Consider the following 1,213-nt stretch of genomic DNA (forward strand, 5'->3'; position numbering starts at 1 on the left):
CAGGGTTAACGCATTATAAATAAATTTTTTAAAAGTTCTTCTCTGTAAGTAATATTACATGCAGCTCTCAAGCGCTTTGCTTGCAAAGATGCTTTGCGAGGATCCTTTTTTAAAAGATTTAAAGCCATTTTTCGCAAACAACTTAAATTTTGTGCCATTGTTTTGTCTTTATATTTTTGCTTGTCTTCTTCAAAAACTACATCCAAAATCCAATGCAAATTATTCTCTACTTGCCAATGATCTCTAGCCACTCTGGCAAACCTCTTTGCATCAACTTCAAAACTCATTGCATAATATACTTGTTCTATCGTCACTTTTCCTTTTAGAGTTCTCTCCCTCTGACATAGACCCACAGATTTTAAGTTAGACCATTCTTTTGATTTAGGTAAATCTGCTGCATCTAAAACCCAATAATTGCGCTCTTCTATACGACCATGTTCTTTTTCTAATGTTTTAAAATGGTCAGCATCACAGCCTTTAAACTCATTTTTAAAGGCATCTGTAAATAAGATTTCAATTTCTTCTTTAAAATCCTTTTCATTATCTTTTATTGGTAAAGCATAGTCTCCACCTCTTTCTGAAATTAAAGTCGCTGTTTTTTTATGGGAATGAATGGCATCCGTAGTAACTATGCATCCTTTTAAATCCAACATTTCTAACAACGGCTTTAAAGCTGTTATCTCATTCGATTTATCCCTTACGGCTTGCTGAGCAATGCAAAGACCATTTTCTATACTCCATGCATGTAGCATATGGGCCATGCCCTTTAAACTTTCTCCATATGCTCCACAAAGACTTTTTCCATCTATTGCAATAATGTCGCTAGATGAATGTTTTTGCAGTGATTGACTCCATGCAGAAAAACATTCGCAAAATTTATTTTTATCTATTAATGAAAAAACTCTACAAACTGTATCATGAGCGGGGATTCCATAAGGTAGATCTACATATTTTTTTAACCATTCTAAATTAGCGTCCGCTACATCTACAATTTCTATAAAGCTATCTGCCCCACAGAGCATCCCTGTTAGAGCTATAAATAAAATGGATTCTAAGCTGTATTTTTTGCATCGTTCTATTCTTGGGTCCGGGACAATTTTTAAAAATCCCATAATGACGGTGTCATCCTCTGACATGGCTTCTCCTGTATTAAAGGAAAAGTTGTGAGGAAAATATTTTTACTTATCAAGTAAAATTAAATGCGTTAACCCTG

General features: G+C 34.2%; 1 protein-coding gene. It reads right to left on the minus strand.

Translation table 11 applies throughout. The features are described from left to right. Nucleotides 1-5: 5 nt before the first annotated feature. Entirely contained in the window at nucleotides 6-1,136 is a 1,131-nt protein-coding gene (locus DB41_RS10335; RefSeq protein WP_052244132.1) for an ISAs1 family transposase, read from the minus strand. Nucleotides 1,137-1,213: the final 77 nt, after the last annotated feature.

The sequence above is a fragment of the Neochlamydia sp. TUME1 genome (genome assembly GCF_000813645.1).
Lineage (GTDB): Bacteria > Chlamydiota > Chlamydiia > Chlamydiales > Parachlamydiaceae > Neochlamydia.

Bases quoted from the DNA above. Each gene is read 5' to 3' on its own strand.
- DB41_RS10335 (WP_052244132.1), bottom strand. From the start codon at position 1,136: ATGTCAGAGGATGACACCGTCATTATGGGATTTTTAAAAATTGTCCCG.